The organism is Phenylobacterium sp. (genome assembly GCF_031181185.1).
Taxonomy (GTDB): Bacteria; Pseudomonadota; Alphaproteobacteria; order Caulobacterales; family Caulobacteraceae; genus Phenylobacterium.
Genome location: NZ_JAPSKZ010000141.1, coordinates 1 through 9,280, shown reverse-complemented (window position 1 = coordinate 9,280; position 9,280 = coordinate 1). Strand labels below are relative to the sequence as shown.

The 9,280-nt window shown below is 69.6% G+C and carries 11 protein-coding genes and 1 pseudogene; 9 read left to right on the top strand and 3 right to left on the bottom strand.

The genetic code is table 11. The annotated features are described in order from the left end of the window. The 9 genes from RIF93_RS15420 to RIF93_RS15380 all read left to right on the top strand — a co-directional run. The coding region (locus tag RIF93_RS15420; RefSeq protein ID WP_309092333.1) for a cysteine desulfurase family protein at nucleotides 1–1,017 on the top strand (1,017 nt) is incomplete at its 5' end. Next, entirely contained in the window at nucleotides 1,017–2,486 is a 1,470-nt protein-coding gene (gene sufB, locus RIF93_RS15415) for a Fe-S cluster assembly protein SufB (protein ID WP_309092332.1), read from the top strand. The genes RIF93_RS15420 and sufB, both read left to right, overlap by 1 nt. Next, complete coding sequence (locus RIF93_RS15410; protein ID WP_309092331.1) at nucleotides 2,486–2,893, top strand: hypothetical protein; 408 nt, start codon at nucleotides 2,486–2,488, stop codon at nucleotides 2,891–2,893. Before sufB ends, RIF93_RS15410 begins: the two co-directional genes overlap by 1 nt. After that, entirely contained in the window at nucleotides 2,894–3,640 is a 747-nt protein-coding gene (gene sufC, locus RIF93_RS15405; protein ID WP_309092330.1) for a Fe-S cluster assembly ATPase SufC, read from the top strand. After that, nucleotides 3,637–4,668 carry a Fe-S cluster assembly protein SufD gene (gene sufD, locus RIF93_RS15400; protein ID WP_309092329.1) on the top strand — a complete coding sequence of 344 codons (1,032 nt, stop codon included), beginning with the start codon at nucleotides 3,637–3,639 and terminating at the stop codon, nucleotides 4,666–4,668. Before sufC ends, sufD begins: the two co-directional genes overlap by 4 nt. Continuing rightward, a complete protein-coding gene (locus RIF93_RS15395; RefSeq protein WP_309092328.1) occupies nucleotides 4,668–5,882 on the top strand; it encodes a cysteine desulfurase in 1,215 nt (404 codons plus the stop codon). The genes sufD and RIF93_RS15395 overlap by 1 nt, the downstream gene beginning before the upstream one ends. Before the next feature lie 9 nt (nucleotides 5,883–5,891). After that, on the top strand, nucleotides 5,892–6,254 hold the full coding sequence (locus RIF93_RS15390; protein ID WP_309092327.1) for an SUF system Fe-S cluster assembly protein: 363 nt from the start codon (nucleotides 5,892–5,894) through the stop codon (nucleotides 6,252–6,254). Next, complete coding sequence (locus tag RIF93_RS15385; protein ID WP_309092326.1) at nucleotides 6,254–6,649, top strand: iron-sulfur cluster assembly accessory protein; 396 nt, start codon at nucleotides 6,254–6,256, stop codon at nucleotides 6,647–6,649. Before RIF93_RS15390 ends, RIF93_RS15385 begins: the two co-directional genes overlap by 1 nt. A gap of 45 nt (nucleotides 6,650–6,694) precedes the next feature. After that, a complete protein-coding gene (locus RIF93_RS15380) occupies nucleotides 6,695–6,964 on the top strand; it encodes a 2TM domain-containing protein (protein WP_309092325.1) in 270 nt (89 codons plus the stop codon). Between the two features lie 15 nt (nucleotides 6,965–6,979). Here the strand turns inward: RIF93_RS15380 and RIF93_RS15375 are convergent, their stop codons facing one another. From RIF93_RS15375 to RIF93_RS15365, 3 genes and pseudogenes are all read right to left on the bottom strand, one after another. Continuing rightward, nucleotides 6,980–7,780, bottom strand: coding sequence for an enoyl-CoA hydratase/isomerase (locus tag RIF93_RS15375; RefSeq protein WP_309092324.1), 801 nt, complete (start codon nucleotides 7,778–7,780; stop codon nucleotides 6,980–6,982). A gap of 79 nt (nucleotides 7,781–7,859) precedes the next feature. Further along, on the bottom strand, nucleotides 7,860–8,900 hold the full coding sequence (locus tag RIF93_RS15370) for a GGDEF domain-containing protein (protein ID WP_309092323.1): 1,041 nt from the start codon (nucleotides 8,898–8,900) through the stop codon (nucleotides 7,860–7,862). A gap of 97 nt (nucleotides 8,901–8,997) precedes the next feature. Next, a pseudogene (locus RIF93_RS15365) lies at nucleotides 8,998–9,280 on the bottom strand (RNA helicase); the annotation flags it as partial.

The following is a 9,280-nucleotide window of genomic DNA, read 5'->3' as shown; positions in this document are numbered from 1 at the left end:
GCGCGGGCGATCCTGGAGACGGCCCGCGAGGAGATCGCCGTCCTGGTCGGGGCTGCGCCCGCCAACGTCGTCTTCACCAGCGGCGGCGCCGAGGCCAACAACCTCTGCCTCGAAAGCGCGGTCGCGACAGGTTCGAAGCGCCTGATCGTCTCGGCCATCGAGCACGCCACCATCCTGGAGGCGGCCAAGGCCTCGGCCGCGGCGGTGGAGATCCTGCCGGTGACCTCCGACGGTGTCGCCGACCTGACCTGGCTGCGCGAGCGGCTGCCTCGCTGGGACGCCGCCGACGGCCGACCCTTCGTGGCGCTGATGCTGGCCAACAACGAGACGGGCGTGATCCAGCCGGTGGCCGAGGCCGCCGAGATCGTGCGGGCCGCCGATGGCTGGCTGCACGTCGACGCCATCCAGGGGCTGGGCAAGCTCCCGGTCGACATGGCGGCGCTGGGCGCCGACACGCTCGCGTTCTCGGGCCACAAGCTGGGCGCGCCACAGGGCGTGGGCGGGCTGGCGTTCGGCCCGCGCGCCGTCCTGGTGCGCCGCCAGCACGGCGGCGGCCACGAGCGCGGCCGACGGGCCGGCACCGAGAACATCCCGGGCATCGCGGGCCTGGGCGCGGCGGCGAAGGTGCTGCGCGCCTCGCTGCACGACAACACCCGCCAAGCCGCCTGGCGCGACGCCGCCGTCGAGCGCCTGAAGGCGGCGGGAGCCGTCGTCATGGGCGAGGCGGCGCCGCGCCTGCCCACCACCCTCAACGTCGCGGCGCCCGGCTGGTCGTCGGACCTGCAGGTGATGGCCCTGGACCTCGCCGGCATCATGGTCAGCGCCGGTTCGGCCTGCTCGTCGGGCAAGGTGAAGGCCAGCCACGTGCTCTCCGCCATGGACCAGGGCGAGCTCGCCGGCTGCGCGATCCGGGTCAGCGGCGGCTGGAACACCACGGAAGACGATTGGAACAGGTTCGCGGACGTCTGGTTGGACGCCCACGCCCGTCACGCCGCCCGGCGTAAGGAAGTCGCGTAATGGCCGCCGTCAAACAGACCGTCGAGCACGTCCAGAGCCTCGAGAAGTACAAGCACGGCTTCGTCACGGACATCGACCAGGAGTTCGCGCCCAAGGGCCTGAACGAGGACATCGTCCGCTTCATCTCGGCGAAGAAGGACGAGCCGGAGTGGATGCTGGAATGGCGGCTGGAGGCGTTCCGGCGCTGGCAGGCGCTGGAAGAGCCCAACTGGGCCAAGGTCAGCTTCCCGCGCATCGACTACCAGGACGCGCACTATTACGCCGCGCCGAAGCAGAAGGCGGGGCCGAAGAGCCTGGACGAGGTCGATCCCGACCTGCTCGAGACCTACAAGAAGCTGGGCATCCCGCTGCGCGAGCAGGAGGTGCTGGCCGGCGTCGAGGGCGCGCCGCGCTACGCCGTGGACGCGGTGTTCGACAGCGTCAGCGTCGTCACCACGTTCAAGAAGGAGCTGGCGGCCGCGGGCGTCATCTTCTGCTCGATGAGCGAGGCGATCCGCGAGCACCCCGAGCTCGTGCGGCAGTACCTGGGCACCGTGGTGCCGGTCAGCGACAACTACTTCGCCTGCCTCAATTCGGCGGTCTTCTCGGACGGCAGCTTCGTCTATGTGCCGCCGGGCGTGCGCTGCCCCATGGAGCTCTCGACCTACTTCCGCATCAATGCGGCGGGGTCGGGCCAGTTCGAGCGCACCCTGATCATCGCGGACAAGGGCGCCTACGTCTCCTACCTCGAGGGCTGCACGGCCCCCATGCGTGACGAGAACCAGCTGCACGCCGCGGTCGTCGAGCTGGTCGCCCTGGACGACGCCGAGATCAAATATTCCACCGTCCAGAACTGGTACCCGGGCGATCCCGAGACCGGGAAGGGCGGCATCTACAACTTCGTCACCAAGCGCGCCGACTGCCGCGGCGACCGCTCGAAGGTGTCGTGGACCCAGGTCGAGACCGGTTCGTCCATCACCTGGAAGTACCCGTCATGCGTGCTGCGCGGCGAGGGGAGCTCGGGCGAGTTCTACTCGATCGCCATCACCAACGGCCGCCAGCAGGCCGACACCGGCACGAAGATGATCCACCTGGGCGCCAACACGCGCTCGCGGATCATCTCGAAGGGCATCAGCGCCGGGAAGAGCACCAACACCTACCGCGGCCTGGTCTCGGCGCATCCGAAGGCCAAGGGCGCTCGCAACTTCACCCAGTGCGACAGCCTGCTCATCGGCAAGCACTGCGCGGCGCACACCGTGCCGTACATTGAGGCGCGCAACGGCCAGGCGGTGTTCGAGCACGAGGCGACCACGACGCGGCTGTCCGAGGACCAGCTGTTCTACGCCATGCAGCGCGGGCTTTCCCAGGAGGAGGCGGTGCAGCTCTTGGTGAACGGCTTCGTCAAGGACGTGCTGCAGGAGCTGCCGATGGAGTTCGCCGTCGAGGCCCAGAAGCTGGTGGCGATCAGCCTGGAAGGGAGCGTCGGCTGATGCCCACTCGAGCCAAGAAGCCCAAGCCGGCCCTGACGCTGAAGGACGCCTTCGAGACCGAGTACGCGCGCCGCGAGATGGAGCGCCGCGCCCGGGAAGAGGCCGAGCGCAAGCAGCAGGAAGAGGACCTGGCCAAGGCCGAGGCGCTGTTCGATGCGATCAGCGCCGACGCCAAGTTCCTGAAGAGCCACGGCCTCGCTGTCGACCGCCGGCGCTACACGGTTTCCGTCGACCACCAGAACTTCCGCATCGCCGCCTATTTCGAGGCGGGCCAGGCCAGCGTGACGTCCGCGGACAAGCGCTTCTCCAGCCCGGGCTCGGCGACGCCGCGCAAACAGGAATCCGCCGGGACCGTCGAGGACGCCCTGCGGATCATGGCCCAGTTCCTCGCCGACGAGATCCACTGAATGCTGTCCGTTACGAACCTGCACGCCGCCGTCGAGGACAAGGAGATCCTGAAAGGGCTCTCGCTGGAGGTGCCGGCCGGCGAGGTGCACGCCATCATGGGGCCGAACGGGGCCGGCAAGTCGACGCTGTCGTACGTGTTGACCGGCCGCGCGGGCTACGAGGTCACGCAAGGTTCGGCGACGCTGGACGGCGAGGACCTGCTGGCGCTGGAGGCTAACGAACGGGCGGCCAAGGGCGTCTTCCTGTCGTTCCAGTACCCGCTGGAGATCCCCGGCGTGCCCGCCCTGACCTTCATCCGCACGGCGCTAAACGCCCAGCGCAAGGCGCGCGGCGAGGACGAGATCAGCGCGCCCGAGTTCCTGCGGCTGGCCAAGACCAAGGCGGCCGAGCTGAAGATCGACTTCGAGATGCTGAAGCGCGCCCTGAACGTCGGCTTCTCGGGCGGTGAGAAGAAGCGGATGGAAATCCTTCAAATGGCGATGCTTTCGCCTCGCTTCCTCATCCTGGACGAGACCGACTCCGGCCTGGACATCGACGCCCTGCGCATCGTCGCCGACGGCGTGAACGCCCTGCGCTCGCCCGAGCGCGGCATGCTGGTGATCACTCACTACCAGCGGCTTCTGGACTACATCAAACCCGACAAGGTGCACGTCCTGGCCAGCGGCCGGATCGTCGCCTCGGGCGGGCCGGAGCTGGCGCTCGAGCTGGAGCGCGAGGGCTACGACAAGTACGCGAGGGCCGCTTGAGCATCGCCGCCGCCATCCGCGCCGGCGACACAGCCGAGCTGCCCGGGAAGCGCGACGAGGACTGGCGCTGGACCGACCTGCGCGGCCTGATCCGCCAGGCGCCGCCGCCGTCGCAGCCGATAGAGCCCGCCGCTTTCGGCGAGGGGCCCTTCGACGCGCTCGCCCACGAGGTCCGGGTCCTGGCCAACGGCCGTGAGGACATCCGCATCGAGGTGGGCGCGGGCGGCAGCCGCGTGGTCGCCCTGCGGGTCCTCGCCCGCGGGGACGGCGGCCACACCGGCCGGGTGGCCGTGACGGTGGCCCTGGGCGGCAGGCTGACCCTGCTGGAAAGTTACGAAGGCGAGGGCGGCTACCTTGGCCACACTGGCCTGACCTTGGGCGTATCCGAGGGCGCCTCGGTCGAGCGGATCGTGCTGGCGGCGGACAGCGCCGACGGCGTTTCGGTCAGCCAGGCGCAGGTGCAGCTGGAGCCGGGCGCCAGCTACGCGCAGACGGTGCTGACCTCGGGTGCGCGCCGCCAGCGGCTCGAGACCCAGGTGACGCATCCGGGCGGCCACGCCGAGCTGCGGATGGACGGTGTCTATCTGCTGGCCGACAAGCGCCACGCCGACCTGACGACGGTCGTCACCCACGCCGCCGTCGACGGGACCACCGACCAGCTGACCAAGGGCGTGGTCCGCGACCAGGCCCGCGGCGTGTTCCAGGGGCGGATCGTGGTGGCGGAGGGCGCGGACCGCACCGATGCCCGGATGGGCCACCACGCGCTGATCCTGTCCGACCGCGCCGAAGTGGACGCCAAGCCCGAGCTGGAGATCTACGCCGATGACGTCTCGTGCGCCCACGGCAACACGGTGGGGGCCCTGGACGAGGACGCGCTGTTCTACGCGAGGCAGCGCGGCATCCCCGAGGCCGAGGCGAGGGCCATGCTGACCGAGGCCTTCGTCGGCGAGGTGGTGGACCGCATCGCCCACGAGGGCGCCCGCGAGATCGCCGCCGCCTGGGTCGCCCAGGCCCTGAGGAGCACGTGATGGCCTTCGACGTCCACGCCGTCCGGGCCGAATTCCCGATCCTGCAGCGCCAGGTGCACGGCAAGCCGCTGATCTACCTGGACAGCGCCGCCTCGGCCCAGAAGCCGCGAGCGGTGATTGAGGCGATGACGCGGTCGATGGAGGGCTCGTACGCCAACGTCCACCGTGGCCTGCACACCCTGGCCAACGAGACGACCGACGTCTACGAGGCGGCCCGGCGGAAGGCGGCGGCCTTCATCAACGCTGTGGAGACCGAGGTGGTCTTCACCAAGGGCGGCACCGAGGCGGTGAACCTGGTGGCGGCGGGCATGTCGGCGCGTCTCCAGGCGGGCGACGAGATCGTGCTCTCCGAAATGGAGCACCACGCCAACATCGTGCCTTGGCACTTCCTGCGCGAGCGGTTGGGCGTGGTCCTGAGGTGGGTGCGGGTCACCGACGACGGGGCGCTGGACCTGGACCATTTCCGCGAACTGCTGGGGCCCAAGACGCGGCTGGTGGCGCTCAGCCACATGTCGAACGTGCTGGGCACCATCAACGACGCCAAGAGCCTGGCGCGGATGGCCCACGAGGTCGGCGCGCTGGTGCTGTTCGACGGCTGTCAGGCCATCGTCCACAAGCCGATCGACGTGAAGGACATCGACGCCGACTTCTACGTCTTCTCGGGCCACAAGCTGTACGGTCCGACGGGCATCGGCATCCTCTACGGCAAGGCCGAGGAGCTGGCGAAGCTGCCGCCGTACCAGGGCGGCGGCGAGATGATCGGGATGGTCAGCCAGGACGCGATCACCTACGCCGACCCGCCCCACCGCTTCGAGGCCGGCACCCCGCCGATCCTGGAGGCGATCGGGCTGGGAGCGGCGATCGACTGGCTGGCCAGTCAAGACCGGCTGGCGATCTCCGAGCACGAACACCGCCTGTACGCCCGCGTCCGCGAGCGGCTGGCGGGCCTGAACTGGCTGAAGGTGATCGGCGATGCGCCGGGGAAGGGCGCGATCCTCTCCTTCACCGTGGAAGGGGCGCATGCCCACGACGTGGCCCAGATCCTGGACCGCTATGGCGTGGCGGTCCGGGCGGGCACCCACTGCGCGGAGCCGCTGATGCGCCGTTTTGGCGTGACGTCGAGCGCACGCGCATCCTTCGCCCTATATAACACCGAGGAGGAGGCGGACGCATTCGTGGACGCCCTCACCAAAACGCAGGCCTTCTTCGCGTAAAGCAGGATCATGGACGACGGCGCTTCCATCGAGACGACCCCTTCGGCCCCGCTCTCCCAGGCGGAGCTCGACAAGCTAACCGACCAGCTCGTCGAGAAGCTGAAGACCGTCTACGACCCGGAGATCCCGGTCGACATCTACGAGCTGGGCCTGGTCTACAAGGTCGACGTTTCGGACGACCGCGACGTGCTCATCGACATGACCCTGACGGCGCCGGGCTGTCCGGTGGCCGGCGAGATGCCGGGCTGGGTGGAGGATGCGGTGCGCGAGATCCCGGAAATCCGGTCGTGCAAGGTCGAGCTGGTCTTCGATCCGCCGTGGGATCCGTCGCGGATGAGCGACGAGGCCAAGCTGCAGTTGAACATGTTCTGATGGCGAACCTCGAGATCACCTCCCAGCCGCGCCAGCGGCGTCCGCGGCCGAAAGTCGTCACCCTGACCGAGCGGGCGGCTGAGCGCGTGCGCGAGATCATGGCCAAGGCCGAGAAGCCCTACGCCGGCCTCCGTGTCGGCGTGAAGAACGGCGGCTGCGCGGGTCAGGAGTACGTGCTGGAGTACGCCGAGCACGCCGATCCGATGGACGAGGTGGTCGAGGACAAGGGCGTCACCATCCTGGTCGAGCCGAAGGCCGTGCTGTTCCTGATCGGCTCGGAGATCGATTATGAGGTCACGAAGCTCTCGGCCAAGTTCGTGTTCCACAATCCGAACGAGACCGACGCCTGCGGCTGCGGCGAGAGCGTGACGATTCAGCCGGCGAAGCTGGATTAGGCCGGAAGATCGGCGTTATGCTCCCTAAAGGATCGGGGAGTTTCCATGACTGACGACGTCGAACTGCGCCGCCTCGCGACGCGACGGGCGGACATGAAGATCGCCTTCAAGGGCCATCTCATCACCTACGCCATCGTCAATGCCGGGCTGGCGGCCATCAACATCGTCACCACGCCAGGCGACTGGTGGTTCCAATGGCCGTTGTTCGGCTGGGGCATTGGCCTGCTGGCGCACGGCGTGGCGACGTATTTCCACGGCGACGGCAGCCGCGAGCGGATGATCGAGGAAGAGATGGAGCGCCTCCGCCGTCGCTGACGGAGGCGGGCGTCTTCAGCGGCCCTTGAATTGTGCCGGCCGCTTCTGGACGAAGGCCATGACGCCCTCGCGGGCGTCCTCGGTCCGGCCGGCGTCGCCCTGCGAATAGGCCTCGGCCTCGAGCTGCAGGTGCCAGGGGGCGTCCAGCGCGTCCCAGACCAGGTTGCGGGTCAGGCCCAGCGAGGCGGGGCCTTCGGCCAGCGCCTTCGCATAGGCCATGGCGGCGTCCATCACCTCGGCGTCGGGCACGCACTTGTTGATCAGGCCCCACTCAGCCGCGGTCTTCGCCGGGAGCTTCTCGCCCAGCAGCATCAGCTCCATGGCGCGGGCCTTGCCCACCAGGCGCGGCAGCAGCCAGGTGGCGCCCCCGTCCGGCACCAGGCCGATGCGGCGGAAGGCCAGCAGGAAGTAGGCGCTCTCGCCGGCTACGGCGAGGTCGCAGGCGAGCGCCAGGGAGACGCCGACGCCGGCCGCCACACCGTTGACCGCCGCCACCACCGGCTTGGGCGAGCGGCGCAGCTGGGTCACGAACGGGTTGTAGATCTTGATCAGGGCCTGGTTCGGGCCCTTGCCCGAGTCCGACACCCGGCCGGGGCCGCCCGACAGGTTGGCTCCCGAGCAGAAGCCGCGGCCTTCGCCGGTGATGACGATCGTGCGCACCGCGTCGTCGTCGACCATGGCCTGGAAGGCGTTCACGAGGTCGCCCATCAGCTCGACGCCCGCGGCGTTGAGCGTTGAGGGGTCGGAGAGGGTGATCACGCCGACGCCGGCCTCGACCTGCGTCTTCACCTTGCTGGCGGTTTGCGCGCCGTCCATGGCGTCCTCCCTTTCGGATCGTATCGCGCCGATAGGAGGGAGGATACCCCGGCGTCAGCCAAGCAAAAACGTGGCGGCGCTAGGCGGCCGCGGCGATCGGGTCGGCGCAGGAGGTGCGGTTGCGGCCGCCGCGTTTCGAGGCGTAGAGCGCGCCGTCCGCCCGTTCGATGAGGGCGGCGGGGCCTTCGCCCGGCTTCCGCTCCGCGATGCCGGCCGAGATGGTGATGGCGCCCAGGTCCTCGTTGGTCGAGCGGCGCTTCAGGATGCGGGAGGAGACCTCCTCGCGGCAGGCTTCCAGCACGGCCAGGGCGGCGCGGGCGCTCTCGCCGGGGAAGACGATGGCGAACTCCTCGCCGCCGTAGCGCGCCGCGAGCCGCGGGGCCGGGCTGGAGCGGCCCAGCACGCTGGCCACATAGCGGATCACTTGGTCGCCGGTCTGGTGGCCCCAGGTGTCGTTGAAGCTCTTGAAATGGTCGATGTCGACGACCGCCAGCGTGACGGCGCCGTCGGTTTCGCAGGCGCGCTCCAGCGCCTCGTCGAAGGCCTTGCGGTTGGCGAGGCCGGACAACGCATCGGTCATGGCGTCGCGGCGCACCTGTTCCAGGTGTTCGCGCAGCCGGCCGAGCTCGGCGGTGGTGTCGTGCAGCTGGCTTTCCAGCGCGTGGTTCTCTTCGCGGACCTTGCGGGTTGCGACGGTCAGGGTCTCGACCATCGACTTGATGGCGCTGGCGTCCTCGCCGTCCAGCGACTCGCTGGCGCTGGCCAGCTGCTGGCCGTAGGCCTCGGAGGTCTCGCGGGCGGATTCGATGGCGCGCGAGACGCTGTCCAGTTCCTTGGACAGGGTCTGGCCGGCTTCGAGGATCTCGCCGTTCAGCTTGGCCTTGGGCAGGAACTGGGCGGCCAGGTGCTCGCCCACCGCCTCGGTGAACGGCTCGCCGGCCTGGATCAGTGTGTCGATTTCGGTCGCGAGCGCCGAATCCTTGGCCGTGACGTAGTGGATCCAGAGCTCGAAGTTCAGTGCGGTCGGCCAGACCTGGTGGGCTTCCATCGCCTCGACCGCCTTGCGGGCGAGGTCATAGGCCTTAGGGCCCCGCAGTGAGGTTTCGACATCGGTGGTCATGGCCGCGCCTTCAGTTCCGGGCTCCGCCGCGGACGACGGAACTGTCGGGAAGCCTACCTGCGGCCTGCAAACGCCCGGTTAAAGCGCCGGGCCCGGCTCAACTTTCGGACGAACGGGGCGGCGGACGCTGCAGGAAGGCGGGCACGTCGGAACCGAAACCCACCACCCGATCGTCGTCGTCGCGCCCGCGGCGGCGGTCGCCACGTTCCGACCGCTCGTTGCGGGGCTCAGGCCGCTCCGGGCGCTCCCCGGCCCGTTCGGCGCGGGTGGTGCGGTCGCGGCGCTCGGACCGCTCCTCGTGCGCCTGCCGCTCGGTGCTCTCGGTGCTCTCGGTGCGCTCGGGCCGGGGCTCGCCGCGCGGCTTGCGGACCGGCGGAGGA